Raw genomic sequence first — 13263 nt, forward strand, 5'->3', positions numbered from 1 at the left:
GTGATTTCTCCGAGATTCAGTTTGTGAGGGGGATGAAGGGGGAAGGGATTACTTCTCGACGACCGCGAACAGGTCGTCTTCCTTCATGACCAGGAGTTCGTCGCCGTCGACCTTGACGGTCTGGCCGCTGTACTTGCCGAACAGGACGCGGTCACCGACCTTGACGCTCATCGCTGCGATGTCGCCCTTGTCGTTCTTCTTGCCGGGGCCGACGGCCAGGACTTCGCCCTGATCCGGCTTCTCAGCCGCGTTGTCGGGGATCACGATGCCCGAGGCAGTCTTGGTTTCGCTTTCAATGCGCTTGACGATCACGCGATCGGCCAAAGGACGAAGTTTCATTGCATCTCCTGATTTAGAAACGGGGGTTGGTTTCGGCGCCTGCACCGGGCCTGCGCCGCATCGTCGAGAGCGCTGCTTGTTAGCACTCAAGTTCAACGAGTGCTAATCATAAGGGTGTTTTGTGTCGTTTCAAGGTCGTTCTGTGGTCATGGCCTCAAGACGGCTCGGCCAGCGCGGCGATTCTTGAATCAGGGCTTACCCGGTCTCGTGGTGGGCGGTTCGGGTGAGGTGGGATCGTCTTCCAACTCCAGATCCACGTGCAGCAGCAGTCGTGGCTCGGTGGACACCCGCTCGGCTTCGACGTGGCTGAATTCCTGGTCGCCCGAGACAAAACGCATTTCGTAGCTGCCGAGCTTGATGCTGTCGTCGTGGACGAGCAGTTGGCTTTCGATGCGGTGGTCGTTGACGAAAGTCCCGTTGCGGCTGCCCAGGTCCCGGATGGTGACGAACGCCGGCTCGACCGTGATGACCGCGTGGACGCGGCTCGCCTGCGGAGAGTCGATGACGATGTCGTTCTTGGGTCCGCGGCCAAGCGTGTTCTCGTCGGGCTTCAGCGTAATCGGCATGGATTCGCCGGAGACCGTCGTCAGCATCAATTGCGGCATGTCGGGATTCTGGATGGAAGAGCGCTAATTCTTTTTTCTCCCTTTTTTCTGCCGATGATTTCACAGCCGGCTCGCCAATGCACGTGGTCGGTTATATCGATCGCACCGGCGGACGGTCGGCATCGATCAGTTCGGCGTCCTGTGCCTGGGTCGCTTGAGGTAGGCGTCACGCACGATCAGCGCCATGGTTTCGACCGGTGTGAAGACCAGCGAGGCGCCGGCGAACACCGCAAAGCAGAAGTCGCCGAACATGAAAACGGGTTGTGGGTCCGGCTGGGTCAGGAACGGGCTGAGCACGATCGCGTGGATGATGAAGAGCAGCAGATTCGTCCCGACGGCCGCAATCAGCAACCGGCTGCGGAACATCGCGGAACAGATCAACGCCTGCACGGTGGCGGCGCCCAGTAGCGTCATTCCCATCGGATACCCCGCTGCGTAGCCTTGCAGGCCCAGTGCTGCGAGGAGGAGCGACGCCGCGGCAAGCAGTGCCGACTTGCGCCTCACTGAAGCCATGGCGGCCACGGGCCGCGGGGATCTCATCGGCGATGCGGCGCGCCGCGGATGGCGTCGGTCGAGCGGACCAGCTGAAGCTTCAGTTCCTGCGCGAGATCCGAACTGCTCCAGGGATTGGCATGGTTCACCAGCCAGCCGCACATCAGCACCATCCCGAGCACGCCCAGCGTGTAGAGGTCAGTTTCCATGATCCGCATCCCCCAAGCGATTCCGATTGCGGCAGTCTGCGCGGGCCCGGCGGGATTGGAAATCAGCCAATCGACCGGTGTTGTCGACCGAAGGCCTACAGCTTTTGTCATCGCCCGGACTCACGCTTTTGCCGCGCCGCCCCTGCGGAGCGACTTGGCGCGCTCCTTCTGGACTTCCTTCAGATGCTCGAGTTGGGCCGGGCAGTCCGCCTGTGCGCCGATCAGCACCACCGGGTTCCGCCGCAGCGCGGTCACGGCCTTCTCGACCTGCACGGGGTCGCGATGCCGGGTGACGAGGCCTGCGGCGACCGCGGCTTTCGATTGCTTGAAGAAGGACTTCTCGAAGGCGGGCGTTCCGCAGCGGGCGGCAATGACGCGGTAGTCGGCTTCGAGCTGTTCGCTGGACTCTGCGGAGATACCTGCCGCGCTCGTCGTCTGAGCGTGTGCCGGCCAAGGACCGGCAGCGGCTGCCATCGAAAAGCCCGCGACGAACAGTAAACGCGCATTCATGAGAAACCCCGCATTCGCCGGAAAGCGTCTGCGGGGTGAGAGTGCGACTCGGCCAGAGGAGTTGCGGCGTCTGGCCGATCGTTCGACAAAAAAGCCGAAGGACACCGTGTCGATCGATGCCTAGCTGATCAACTGGTTCTTGAGCGCGTAGTAGGTCAGGTCGCTGTTGGAGGTGAGGTTCATCTTCTCCATCAGCCGGCTGCGATAGGTGCTCACCGTCTTCACCGACAGCGAGAGTGCCTCCGCGATGCTGCCGGCGGTCTCGCCGGTCGCCAGCTTGAGAAAGACCTGGAACTCGCGCTCCGACAATTGCTCGTGCGGCGCGGCGTCGCTGTTGCGGTCCAACTGCCGCGCAAGCAACTCGGCGACCGCCGGCGTGATGTAGCGGCGACCGAGCGCGATGGTGCGGATCGCTTCCACGATCTCCATCGGATCGCACTCCTTGTTGAGATAGCCGCTGGCGCCTTGTCGGATGAGGTTCATCGCGTAGTGCTCTTCCGGATAGCCGCTCAGGATCAGGATGCCGGTGTCCGGCGCCTTGGCGCGGATCATCGCGATGGCATCGATGCCGCTCTGGCCCGGCATGGACAGGTCCATGACGAGCACGTCGATTTCATTGGATCGCACGAGGTCGATCGCTTCTCGCCCTGTCGCCGCTTCTCCGACGACGCGGAGATCGACATGTTGCGAGAAGAAGTCACGCAGGCCCGTGCGCACGATGGCATGGTCATCCACGATACCGATCTTGATCATTGCTTTCCTCCAGTGGTGGCGCCATGAGGATGCACCTGATCAGTTGCACGGACGCGTCTGCCAGTGCGCCGATCGCACGTAGGAAAGTGACGACTCGTCCCGAAAGTCAGGAGGCCGGTGCGATGGCCGCGTCGACGATGGCCTGCGCTTCGCCGAGGATGCGCTGCAGGTGGTCGGCACTGCGAAAGCTCTCGCCGTAGATCTTGTAGATGTTCTCGGTTCCGGAGGGCCGTGCGGCGAACCAGCCGCCCTCGGAGATCACCTTGATTCCCCCGATTGCGCCGCCGTTGCCGGGTGCCTTGCTGAGCACGCTGGTGATCTTGTCGCCGGCGAGTTCGGTGGCTCGCAGTTGGTCGGGCGTGAGCGCGGACAGCTGCTTCTTCTGCGGCACGGTGGCGGGTGCGTCGATCCGGTCGGAATACGGGCGGCCGAATTCGGCAGCGAGATCGGCGTAGTGCGCGCCGGGATCGCGCCCCGTGCGTGCGGTGATTTCGGCCGACAGCAAGGCCGCCGTGATGCCGTCCTTGTCGGTGGTCCAGACCGATCCATCGCGGCGAAGGAAGGTCGCGCCCGCGCTTTCCTCGCCGACGAAGCCGAGTGAGGCATCCATGAGGCCGTCCACGAACCACTTGAAGCCCACCGGCACTTCGTACAGCCGGCGGCCGAGGCGCGCGGTCACGCGGTCGATGAGGGCAGTCGATACGGCTGTCTTGCCGACCGCGGCCTTCGGCGACCACTGGGGGCGGTGCTGGAAGAGGTAGTCGATCGCGACCGACAGGTAGTGGTTCGGCTGCATCAAGCCGGCGCTGCGGGTCACGATGCCGTGGCGGTCGTGATCCGTGTCGCAGCCGAAGCCGACGTCGAAGCGGTCCTTGATGTCGAGCAGGCGCTGCATCGCGTAAGCGGACGAAGGGTCCATTCGGATCTGGCCGTCCCAGTCGAGCGTCATGAAGCCGAAGCGAGGGTCGACGACATCGTTGACCACGGTCAGGTCGATCTTGTAGCGATCGGCGATGGCGCCCCAGTAGTGCACGCCGGCGCCGCCCATCGGATCGACGCCCATGCGGATCTTGGCGTCGCGGATCGCGGTCATGTCGATCACGTTTTCGAGATCGCCGACGTAGGCGTCGAGATAGCTGTGCCGGTGGGTCGTCGGCGCGCGCAGTGCATCGGCGTGCGGCATGCGCTTGACTCCGTCGAGCCGCTGTTCGAGATAGCGATTCGCGGCCGATTCGACCCAGCCCGTGATGTCCTGCGCAGCTGGTCCGCCGTTGGGCGGGTTGTACTTGAAGCCGCCATCGCGCGGCGGATTGTGCGAAGGCGTGATGACGATGCCATCCGCAAGGCCGGACTCCCGGCCTTTGTTGTACGTGAGGATCGCGTGCGAGAGGGCGGGCGTCGGCGTGTATTCGTCGTTGGCCGCCACCATGACGTCGACGCCGTTTGCGGCCAGCACTTCGAGCGCGCTCTCGCTGGCCGGGGCCGAGAGCGCGTGCGTGTCGATGCCGAGAAACAGCGGCCCGTCGATCGCATGCGCCTTGCGGTAGTCGCAGATCGCCTGCGTCATGGCGAGCACATGCCATGCGTTGAACGACAGCTCGAAGGACGTGCCGCGATGCCCCGAGGTGCCGAACGCCACGCGCTGTGTTGGCACGCCCGGGTCTGGGACGCCGTCGTGATAGGCCGCAATGAGCCGGTCGACGTCGATGAGGGTCTCTGGCGGCGCCGGCTTGCCGGCGAGAGGGTTGATTCGCGAGGCCATGTCGTGCTCCCTGTGATCCGGGTCAGCCTTTCGTCTCTGGCGGGTGCGGCTTTTCGGCATGCCCGCCGAACTGGTGCCGCAGCGCCGACAACACGCGGTTCGAGAAGTCGGCCTGTCCGCGAGAGCTGAAGCGTGCGAACACGGCGGCGCTCAACACCGGCACGGGCACGCCTTCGTCGATCGCGGCCTGGACGGTCCAGCGACCTTCGCCCGAATCGGACACGCGGCCCTGGAAGCCTTCGAGGCCCGGATCTTCGACAAGCGCCGCTGCGGTGAGGTCGAGCAGCCACGAGCCGATCACGCTGCCGCGTCGCCACAGTTCGGTGATCTCGGGGATGTTCATGTCGTACTGGTAGAGCTCGGGCTCGCGCAGCGGGGACGTCTCCGCATCGACGTCGTGCGACACCTTGCCGATGCCGGCGTTGTGCAGGATGTTGAGCCCTTCGGCGTAGGCCGCCATGAGCCCGTACTCGATGCCGTTGTGGACCATCTTGACGAAGTGGCCCGCACCATGCGGACCGCAGTGAAGCCATCCCTGGTCGGCGGTGCCGCTGCCCGGTCGGCGCCCCGGCGTCGGTGCGAAGTCGCCCGCACCGGGTGCCAGCGTGGCGAAGATCGGCGAGAGATGCCGCACGGTGTCGTCCTCACCGCCGATCATCAGGCAGTAGCCCCGTTCGAAGCCCGCGATGCCGCCGCTGGTGCCGACGTCGACGTAGTGCAACCCGGAGGCACGCAGCGTTGCGGCGCGCCGGATGTCGTCGCGGTAGTACGAGTTGCCGCCGTCGATCACGATGTCGCCCTCGTCGAGCAGCGGCATCAGATCGGAAAGTGCGGCGTCGACCACCGCGGCGGGCACCATCAGCCAGATGGCGCGCGGCCGCGCGAGCTTCGCGACGAAATCCTGCAGCGAAACGGCGCCGGTGGCACCCTGTGCGGCGAGTCGTTCGATGGCACTCGTCGCGTTGTCGTGCACCACGCATTCGTGGCCGCCGCGCATCAGGCGGTTGGTCATGTTGGCGCCCATGCGTCCAAGGCCGATCATGCCAAGCTGCATCGCTTTGCTCCTGTGGGTCGAAGAGGTTTGAAGTGGAGGGCGATCATCTTCCCGGTCACGCGAAAAGTCGAGCGAGAGGCCCACGCTACAGCAGGTCGGTCGGCACGAACCACGAGAACAGCAACAGCTTCAGGCGCACGAGCGCGTTGGCGTCTGGCTCTTGGTCGAGCACGATGTTTTCGCCATCGGTCGTGACCCATTGGATCGAATCGGTGCCAGGTCGCAGACGGACTTCGTAGACGCTTTCGACGTTGTCGATCTGGAAGGCTTCGAGCAGGCGATGCGCGACGTCGTAGCTGTCCAGGCGCACGCCGAGTTCGGTGTTGAGGTAGGCCGAGCGTGGATCGAAGTTGAGCGAACCGACAAGCGCCCATTCGCGATCGACCAGCGTGAGCTTGGCGTGGAGCGCACCGCGCGACTCACGGAAGACCTTGCGCAGATTGAGGCTGCGCTTGATCTGCGCCGAGCTCACCTCGTACAGCGACACGCCGAGCTTGAGCATCTCGACGCGAAATCGGTTGTAGTTGATGTTGACCAGCGGCTCATCGGTGTCGGCCAGGGAGTTGGTTGCCACCGTGATGCGGATGCCGCGTGCGCGAAGCCGGGCGAGGTGATCCATGCCTTCTTCACCGGGGATGAAGTAGGGCGAGATGATGTTGATCTCGGAGCGGGCTTCGTCGAGCCGCGCGCGCATGCGCTCTGCCACCGTCGGCGGGCGTCGCTGGTGCGGGTCGTCGCCATCGGTGTCCGTGAGCGCCTTGGTCGGCGAATCCGCGACTGCCGTGGCCCGTGTCGGACTCAATTCCAATTTGCCTTGCGCGATGGCGATGCTCACTGGCGGGTCGCCAAACATGTCAGCTTCCGGCGCGGCGGGTGGCAAAGGCGCCTGCGTGGCGGAGGTGATTGCGTTGAACTTCGCGCGCAGTTCGTCGGGTGGCTTGGCACTCTGCACGATGTCGTGCAGGGGAAAAACGACTTCGCTGTTCCAGTAGTTGTCGAAGATCGTCTGCAGCTCGGCGACGACCGGGCCGGCCAGCATCACGTCGAGATCGATGAAGTTGGCGCCGCTGCTGCGCAGGAAATACTCGTCCGCGAGATTCCTGCCGCCCACCACCGCGAGCGCGCCGTCGGCGATGAAGAGCTTGTTGTGCATCCGGTGGTTGAGTCGACGGAAGTCGGCTGCGAAATTCAACCAGCGGGTCGCCGTGTGATCCCGGCCGGTCACGAACGGGTTGAACAGTCGGATCTCGATGTTCGGGTGGGCTGCCAGACCCAGCAGCATCGGATCGAGCTCGGTGGTGTAGAAGTCGTCGAGCAACAGCCGCACACGAACGCCACGCGCAGCAGCATCGCGGAGCTCTCGCGCGATCAGCTTGCCTGTCTTGTCATTGCCGAGCAGGTAGTACTGCAAATCGAGCGACGACCGGGCCCGGCGGATCAGCGCCAGCCGCGCATCGAGCGCAAACGCGGCCTGCGGCAGCACGCGAGCGCCGGACATCCCGTCTGGGTCTTGCCGGAACCCGGTGGTGAGTCGACCCAGCTCAGTCGCTTCCGACGCTGGAAACCCCGGTGCGTACGGCGTGACCGTGCGCGGCGGCACGCTCGCGCACGCCGTGAGAAAGCACGCGACCGCAAAAGCGAAGCAGCGGAAAAGCGGAAATGACCTTGAAAAAAATCGGGGCATGGCTCGCCGAAGGGCTTGGCGCCGGGATCGTAGCTGGCCGGAAGTGCGTGCGCCGCGCGCTGCGTAATTTCGATCTGCGTTCAGATTTTGTTCATGAATAGAATGCGAATCGTTATCAATTACAATCACCAATCCGAATGTTGATCCTTTCGAAGCGGGGCCCCGCGGCCACGCTGATCGCCGGCTGCGTCGCCATGTCCATTCAGCACCAAACCGTCGCCCAGACCAGTCAGGCCACCCTGCCGGAAGTGCGCGTGGACGCGAACGCCGAGGTTGAAACCGCGACCTCGCCAGTCATCGGCTACCGCGCCCGGAACGCTGCTTCCGCCACCAAGACCGACACGCCCCTGTCCGAGACGCCGCAGTCCGTGACGATCGTGACCCGCGACGAGATGATCGACCAGGGCGCCACAAATATTCAGGACGCGCTCAACTACGCCGCGGGCGTTCGCTCCGATGCCTACGGGCTGGATTCGCGCACCGACAGCGCACTGGTCCGCGGCGGAAATCCCGACGAGTACCTCGACGGCCTGCGCAAGAACTTCGACTGGTACACCAGCAACGCGCGCACCGACCCCTACACGCTCGAGCGCATCGAAGTCCTTCGCGGGCCCTCGGCGATGCTTTTCGGCCAGGGCAGCACCGCCGGCGTGGTCAACATGGTCAGCAAGCGGCCCCAGGCCGAGACGCAACGCGAAGTCGGTATGCAGTTCGGAAGCTGGAACCGCAAGCAGCTTCAGGCCGACCTGACCGGTCCGCTCACCGAAGATGGTCAATGGCTCTACCGCCTGATCGCCGTCGCCCGCAATTCCGATACCCAGGTCGACTACGTGCCAGACGATCGCCAGCTGATCGCGCCATCGTTGACCTGGCGGCCGAACGCGCAGACGTCGCTCACGCTGCAGGCTCTCTACCAGAAGGACAAGACCGGTTCGACCTCGCAGTTCTTCCCCTGGGAGGGCGTCGTGCTGCCGAACCCTAACGGCCAGCTTCCCACCAGCCGCTTCATCGGCGAGCCGGGCTACGACCGCTACAACACCGAACGCTCCACGGCCGGCTGGCTTTTCGAGCACAAGTTCAACGACGATTGGTCGGTGCGGCAGAACCTGCGCTTTGCACGCAACAACGTCGACTACACCGGCTTCTACGGTGATTCGTTCACCGAACCGGGTGGTTGGGCGGGTGATCCGGTCAACAAGCGGCTGTTTGGTCGCTTCTGGGATTCGAGCATCACCAAGGTCAACCTGCTGACCACCGACCAGAACATTGAAGGCCGCTTCAATACCGGCGCGCTCGAGCACCAGGTGCTCACCGGCGTCGACTACGCGCGCTACTCGATGAACAAGCGCTCTGCCTCGGACTACCCGATCTACCTCGGCGGCAACCAGCCGCTCATCGATGCTTACGCGCCGGTCTACGGGGTTCCCTTCCCGACGCAGGAGCTGGTCGATAGCCCGAAATCCACGCAGCGTCAGGTCGGCGTGTACCTGCAGGACCAGATGAAGTTCGCCAAGAACTGGATCGTGATCGCCGGTGTGCGGAATGACGATGTGTCGAATGGGCTCGAAGGCAGCGATGACGAAAAGTCCAACGCCACGAGCAAGCGATTCGCGCTGATGTACGCGGCCGACAACGGCATTTCGCCCTATATCAGCTACGGCGAATCCTTCACGCCCGTCGCGGGGCTGAATGCCAACGACCAGCGCTTCACCCCGCAACGCGGCAAGCAGTGGGAAGGCGGCATCAAGTACCTGCCCAACGACAAGCCGATCGCCTTTGCCGCCGCGGTCTATGACCTCCGTGAAGACAATCGCCTGATCCTCGATCCGAATGGCGGCACCGACTACGTGCAGGCCGGCAGCACCAAGACCCGCGGCGCGGAGTTCGAATTCAAGGCAACGCTCGCGAAGGCCTGGGATCTCGTCGCCTTCTACAACTACACCGACCTCGATCCGCAACTGACGCAGGTGCCCCGAAATCAGGCCGCGGTGTGGGCGAAGTACCGCTTCGCGTTGGTAGGGGTACCCGGCTTTTCCGTTGGCGCGGGCGTGCGCTGGATGAGCAGCTTCAAGGACGGCGTTGCGCCGGAGACGCCGGCCGTCACGCTGCTCGACGCGATGGTGGCCTACGAGACCGCCAAGTGGCGCTTCGCGCTCAACATCAGCAACCTCACCGACAAGGTCTACAGCTCCGTGTGCCTGTCGCGCGGCGATTGCTGGTATGGCGCGCGGCGCAACGCGATAGCCAGCGCTTCCTACCGCTTTTGATCTCCCGGCACAATCCACCCCTCTATGAACAGCCGACGTATCAAGATCTGGGCCTGGGTCCACAAGTGGAGCAGCCTGGTTTGCACCGTATTCATGCTGCTGTTGTGCATCACGGGCTTGCCGCTGATCTTCCATCACGAGATCGGCCACCTTCTCGGCACGGAGATCGAGTCCCCGAAGATGCCCGCGAGCACGCCGCGCGCCAGCCTCGACCGCGTGCTGGATTCGGCGCGCGCGCTGTATCCGGATCGCGTGGTGCAGTACGTCTCGCAGGCGGAGGACGACGACACCATCTGGTTCGTCACGATGACGCCGACGCCCGCCCCGACGGATGACTACAAGTCCGTCGCGGTGGATGCGCGTACCGCACAGGTCCTGGGCCAGCCGCCGACCGACGAAGGCTTCATGTACATCATGTTCAAGCTCCACGTCGACCTGTTCGCGGGGCTGCCGGGCAAGCTGTTCCTCGGCTTCATGGGGTTGCTTCTGCTGGTCGCGATCGTCTCGGGCGTCGTGCTCTATTCGCCCTTCATGCGCAAGCTTGACTTCGGTACGGTGCGCCGCGAGCGCCGTCCGCGGGTGAAGTGGCTCGACCTGCACAACCTGCTCGGCATCGTCACGCTGGTGTGGGCGTTCACGGTCGGCGCGACGGGCGTCATCAATACCTGGGCCGACTTGGTCGTGAAGTACTGGCAGTACGACCAGCTCAGCGGGCTGCTCAAGCCGTATGAAGGTCAGCCGCTTGTGCCCAAGGAGGATCGCGCGCCCGTGCAGAAGTCGCTGGACGCCGCCTTGCAGCATGCGCCTGGAATGAAGTTCTCGTTCATCGCCTTCCCGGGCACGGCCTTCTCGAGCCCGCACCACAACACGGTGTTCCTGCGCGGCAGCGAGCCCTTCACCTCGCGGCTGCTGCAGCCGGTGCTGGTCGATGCGCAAACGAACCAGATCACCGCCAGCCCGACGCTGCCCTGGTATCTCACGGGACTTCTCTTGTCGCAGCCGCTGCACTTCGGCGACTACGGCGGCATGCCGATGCAGATCCTCTGGGCGCTGCTCGACGTCGCGACCATCATCGTGCTCGGCAGCGGGCTCTATCTGTGGCTCAAGCGCGGCAAGACGGCGCCTTCAGCACGACGGCTCGAAGAGGCATCGGTCGAAGGCGGCACGCCGCCGCTGGCGCAACCCGCACCGGCGGCAAAGGTGAGCGCATGACGCATCACCACCATCACCACCGCGGCCACTTCTGGCATCTCTGGGGTTGGCCGATCGCGCTTGGCCTGCTCACCGTCTTCGGACTCATCTCGGCCTTGTTCAGCGACGGCGGATTGGGCGACGTGCTCGCCTGGTTCGCGCTCGGCATTCCGGTCGCGGTCGGTATCTGGTTCGGCTGGTGCCGACGCCCGGCCCAGCCCTAGGGTCAGTCCCCCCACCGCGACGCGGCGCATCACCGCAGAATCGCGGCGATGAAAAGAACCGTCGTCGCGTCGGCCTGTCTTCTGCTTGCAGCATCGCCCGCGGCCTGGGCGCAGGCCGAAGCGCCGACGCTGACTGAGGTCACCGTCACGACGCCGCGCGGTCCGGCGCCGGCCTTCGACGTGGCCGGCTCGGTCGATCGGGTGGAAGGCGACGACATCCGCGACAGCCGCCTGGGCGTCAACCTCTCCGAAGGCCTCGGCCCGGTGCCGGGGCTGCAGATCCAGAACCGCCAGAACTACGCCCAGGACCTGCAACTGTCGATTCGCGGCTTCGGCGCGCGCTCGACCTTCGGTGTGCGCGGTGTGCGCCTCTACGTCGACGGCATTCCCGCGACCATGCCGGACGGCCAGGGGCAAACGTCCAACATCGACATCGGCTCGCTCGATCGCGTCGAGGTGCTGCGCGGGCCGTTCTCTGCGCTCTACGGCAACTCGTCGGGCGGCGTGGTGCAGTCGTTCACCGAGACCGGCGAAGGACCGCCCAGGCTCGCCTTCTCGATGGCTGGTGGCAGCTTCGGCACCAGCCGCACCAGCTCGCAGGTGAGCGGTTCGTCCGGGGCGGTGGACTATCTGCTGAGCGGCAGCCACTTCTCCACCGACGGCTACCGCGACCACAGCGAGGCGCAGCGCAACATCGTCAACGGCAAGCTGGGCTTCTCGCTCGAAGACGGAAGCCGGCTCACGCTGATCCTCAACAGCGTGAACATCAACGCGCAGGACCCGCTCGGGCTCACGGCCGATCAATACGCCCTCAATCCGCGCAGCGCTGCGATAGCAACGCAATTCAACACGCGCAAGACCGTGGACCAGACGCAGGGCGGCCTGATCTACGACCGCCGCATCGACGCGGACAACGCGCTGCGGCTGATGCTCTACACCGGCGAGCGCAAGACCACGCAGTTCCAGGCCATCCCGCCTTCCGCGCAGGTGAGCCCGACGAGCGCCGGCGGCGTGATCGGCCTCGATCGCGACTACTGGGGTGCCGACCTGCGATGGACCTCGCACATGAAGCTGGCCGATCGTCCCTTTGAACTGGTTGCGGGCCTTGCCTACGACGACCTGCGCGAGCACCGCACCGGCTACGAGAACTACATCGGCAGCGTCGCGAATCCCATCCTCGGGGTGCAAGGCCGGCTTCGCCGCAACGAGATCAACAAGGTCTACAACGCCGACCCCTATGCACAGGCCAACTGGAAGTTCGCTGACCAGTGGGCGCTTGAAGTCGGCGTGCGTCGCAGCAAGGTCGATTTCGATTCGCAGGATCGCTACATCGTCGGGGCGAACCGCGATGACAGCGGCAGTGCGCGCTACGAGAAGACGCTCCCGGTGGCCTCGCTGCGCTACGAGGCCTCGCGCGATCTGGCCTTCTACACCTCGGTGGGCCGCGGCTTCGAGACGCCGACGCTCAACGAGCTTTCCTACCGGCCGGATGGTCAGAGCGGACTCAACTTCGCGCTGCAACCTGCGACCAACGACAGCGTCGAGGTCGGCGCCAAGGCACGGCTCGGCGGCGGCCTGCTGACCGCTGCGGCGTTCCAGACCCGCACCGACGACGAGATCGTGACCGCCACCAATGTCGGAGGCCGGGCCACCTACCAGAATGCCGGCCGTACCAAGCGCGACGGCTTCGAGCTGGCCTGGCAGCACGAAACCGAGAACCACTGGCGCACGCAGCTCGCCTACACCTGGCTCGACGCGCGCTACAGCGACCCGTTCTGCGGCACGGTGCCGTGCACCGCGAGCAGCTTCGTGCCGGCTGGCAATCGCATCCCCGGCATCGCCTCCCAGACGCTGTTCGCCTCCTACGGCTGGGTGCCGCCTGAAGGCTGGCGCGCGGGCACCGAACTGCGTGCGGCCTCCAACATCGAAGCCAATGATCGCAACACGGTCAGCGCGCCGGGCTATGGTGTGGTTGCGCTTTTCGCCGGCTACCTGAAGCGCTGGGATCGCTGGGAACTCAATGCCTTTGCGCGCGTGGACAACCTGTTCGACAAGCGCTACATCGGCTCGGTCATCGTGAACGAGGGCAATGCCCGCTACATCGAGCCGGCGCCAGGGCGGAACTGGACGGTCGGAGCAAGCGGGGCTTATCGCTTCTGAATTCCGGCCGAAA

Annotated in this window: 14 protein-coding genes; 5 read left to right on the forward strand and 9 right to left on the reverse strand. The window is 64.8% G+C overall.

What is annotated here, in order from left to right:
* Nucleotides 1–48: 48 nt before the first annotated feature.
* From groES to FHW64_RS08400, 9 genes are all read right to left on the reverse strand, one after another.
* Nucleotides 49–339: a co-chaperone GroES gene (groES, locus tag FHW64_RS08360; protein WP_088955835.1), complete on the reverse strand. Its 291-nt coding sequence runs from the start codon at nt 337–339 to the stop codon at nt 49–51.
* A 188-nt stretch (nt 340–527) separates the two neighbouring features.
* Nucleotides 528–944, reverse strand: coding sequence for an FHA domain-containing protein (locus FHW64_RS08365; RefSeq protein ID WP_184524981.1), 417 nt, complete (start codon nt 942–944; stop codon nt 528–530).
* A gap of 126 nt (nt 945–1070) precedes the next feature.
* Complete coding sequence (locus FHW64_RS08370) at nt 1071–1457, reverse strand: hypothetical protein (RefSeq protein WP_184524983.1); 387 nt, start codon at nt 1455–1457, stop codon at nt 1071–1073.
* 23 nt (nt 1458–1480) lie between these two features.
* Nucleotides 1481–1645, reverse strand: a complete 165-nt coding sequence (locus FHW64_RS08375; RefSeq protein WP_184524985.1) for a hypothetical protein — start codon at nt 1643–1645, stop codon at nt 1481–1483.
* Nucleotides 1646–1765: 120 nt separating this feature from the next.
* Complete coding sequence (locus tag FHW64_RS08380; protein ID WP_184524987.1) at nt 1766–2155, reverse strand: hypothetical protein; 390 nt, start codon at nt 2153–2155, stop codon at nt 1766–1768.
* Nucleotides 2156–2275: 120 nt separating this feature from the next.
* Nucleotides 2276–2908 (reverse strand): response regulator transcription factor, encoded by a 633-nt coding sequence (locus tag FHW64_RS08385; RefSeq protein ID WP_184524989.1) that lies wholly within the window; start codon nt 2906–2908, stop codon nt 2276–2278.
* A gap of 106 nt (nt 2909–3014) precedes the next feature.
* Complete coding sequence (gene pgm / locus FHW64_RS08390) at nt 3015–4670, reverse strand: phosphoglucomutase (alpha-D-glucose-1,6-bisphosphate-dependent) (protein WP_184524991.1); 1656 nt, start codon at nt 4668–4670, stop codon at nt 3015–3017.
* Between the two features lie 22 nt (nt 4671–4692).
* Entirely contained in the window at nt 4693–5724 is a 1032-nt protein-coding gene (gene gnd / locus FHW64_RS08395) for a phosphogluconate dehydrogenase (NAD(+)-dependent, decarboxylating) (RefSeq protein WP_184524993.1), read from the reverse strand.
* 85 nt (nt 5725–5809) lie between these two features.
* Nucleotides 5810–7222 carry a phospholipase D family protein gene (locus tag FHW64_RS08400; protein ID WP_260303720.1) on the reverse strand — a complete coding sequence of 471 codons (1413 nt, stop codon included), beginning with the start codon at nt 7220–7222 and terminating at the stop codon, nt 5810–5812.
* 161 nt (nt 7223–7383) lie between these two features.
* On the opposite strand from FHW64_RS08400, the gene FHW64_RS34365 reads away from it, so the two are divergent.
* The 5 genes from FHW64_RS34365 to FHW64_RS08420 are packed head-to-tail and all read left to right on the forward strand — an operon-like array spanning nt 7384 to nt 13250.
* Nucleotides 7384–7509, forward strand: coding sequence for a hypothetical protein (locus FHW64_RS34365; RefSeq protein WP_260303721.1), 126 nt, complete (start codon nt 7384–7386; stop codon nt 7507–7509).
* A gap of 36 nt (nt 7510–7545) precedes the next feature.
* Complete coding sequence (locus FHW64_RS08405; protein ID WP_184524996.1) at nt 7546–9675, forward strand: TonB-dependent siderophore receptor; 2130 nt, start codon at nt 7546–7548, stop codon at nt 9673–9675.
* Nucleotides 9676–9699: 24 nt separating this feature from the next.
* The gene (locus tag FHW64_RS08410) at nt 9700–10887 is read left to right on the forward strand and encodes a PepSY domain-containing protein (protein WP_184524997.1); all 1188 of its coding nucleotides are present in this window, start codon (nt 9700–9702) and stop codon (nt 10885–10887) included.
* Complete coding sequence (locus FHW64_RS08415) at nt 10884–11090, forward strand: hypothetical protein (RefSeq protein WP_184524998.1); 207 nt, start codon at nt 10884–10886, stop codon at nt 11088–11090. Before FHW64_RS08410 ends, FHW64_RS08415 begins: the two co-directional genes overlap by 4 nt.
* Before the next feature lie 48 nt (nt 11091–11138).
* Nucleotides 11139–13250, forward strand: a complete 2112-nt coding sequence (locus FHW64_RS08420) for a TonB-dependent receptor (RefSeq protein WP_184525000.1) — start codon at nt 11139–11141, stop codon at nt 13248–13250.
* The last annotated feature ends 13 nt before the right edge of the window (nt 13251–13263 follow it).

Source organism: Variovorax sp. Sphag1AA (assembly GCF_014192575.1).
In the GTDB taxonomy this organism is placed as follows: domain Bacteria; phylum Pseudomonadota; class Gammaproteobacteria; order Burkholderiales; family Burkholderiaceae_C; genus Variovorax.

What these genes read in the sequence shown, in the direction of transcription:
- FHW64_RS08420 (WP_184525000.1), top strand. Translation starts at nt 11,139, where the DNA reads ATGAAAAGAACCGTCGTCGCGTCGGCCTGTCTTCTGCTTGCAGCATCG.
- FHW64_RS08385 (WP_184524989.1), bottom strand. Translation starts at nt 2,908, where the DNA reads ATGATCAAGATCGGTATCGTGGATGACCATGCCATCGTGCGCACGGGC.
- FHW64_RS08400 (WP_260303720.1), bottom strand. Translation starts at nt 7,222, where the DNA reads ATGTCCGGCGCTCGCGTGCTGCCGCAGGCCGCGTTTGCGCTCGATGCG.
- FHW64_RS08380 (WP_184524987.1), bottom strand. Translation starts at nt 2,155, where the DNA reads ATGAATGCGCGTTTACTGTTCGTCGCGGGCTTTTCGATGGCAGCCGCT.
- groES (WP_088955835.1), bottom strand. Translation starts at nt 339, where the DNA reads ATGAAACTTCGTCCTTTGGCCGATCGCGTGATCGTCAAGCGCATTGAA.
- gnd (WP_184524993.1), bottom strand. Translation starts at nt 5,724, where the DNA reads ATGCAGCTTGGCATGATCGGCCTTGGACGCATGGGCGCCAACATGACC.
- FHW64_RS08375 (WP_184524985.1), bottom strand. Translation starts at nt 1,645, where the DNA reads ATGGAAACTGACCTCTACACGCTGGGCGTGCTCGGGATGGTGCTGATG.
- FHW64_RS08405 (WP_184524996.1), top strand. Translation starts at nt 7,546, where the DNA reads ATGTTGATCCTTTCGAAGCGGGGCCCCGCGGCCACGCTGATCGCCGGC.
- FHW64_RS08410 (WP_184524997.1), top strand. Translation starts at nt 9,700, where the DNA reads ATGAACAGCCGACGTATCAAGATCTGGGCCTGGGTCCACAAGTGGAGC.
- FHW64_RS08365 (WP_184524981.1), bottom strand. Translation starts at nt 944, where the DNA reads ATGCCGCAATTGATGCTGACGACGGTCTCCGGCGAATCCATGCCGATT.
- FHW64_RS34365 (WP_260303721.1), top strand. Translation starts at nt 7,384, where the DNA reads ATGACCTTGAAAAAAATCGGGGCATGGCTCGCCGAAGGGCTTGGCGCC.
- FHW64_RS08370 (WP_184524983.1), bottom strand. Translation starts at nt 1,457, where the DNA reads ATGGCTTCAGTGAGGCGCAAGTCGGCACTGCTTGCCGCGGCGTCGCTC.
- pgm (WP_184524991.1), bottom strand. Translation starts at nt 4,670, where the DNA reads ATGGCCTCGCGAATCAACCCTCTCGCCGGCAAGCCGGCGCCGCCAGAG.
- FHW64_RS08415 (WP_184524998.1), top strand. Translation starts at nt 10,884, where the DNA reads ATGACGCATCACCACCATCACCACCGCGGCCACTTCTGGCATCTCTGG.